A 212-nucleotide genomic window follows, 5' to 3' on the forward strand; every position below is an offset into this window, starting at 1 on the left:
GCGTTCATGCAAGCCGGGGTCGAGTTGCGCATAAGCCAATTCGCACATGGAGGTTTCGAGCTTGAGCACGGTGAGCATTTGCCCCAGTTCGTCGTGCACCTCACGGGCAATACGCGCCTTTTCTTCCTCGCGTACGGTTTCCAGGTGAGCAGACAATTCTCGCAGTTGCGCCTCGCTTTGCAGCAGCGCAGCCAACGTCCGCCTGAGTTCGC

At 59.0% G+C, this 212-nt stretch carries 1 protein-coding gene; it reads right to left on the reverse strand.

Features of this window, described 5'->3' with window-relative positions:
* On the reverse strand, nt 1-212 hold a 212-nt coding region (locus ACW9IR_RS30445), incomplete at both ends, for a histidine kinase (protein WP_457466325.1).

This window comes from Pseudomonas sp. SDT291_1_S447, assembly GCF_054070155.1.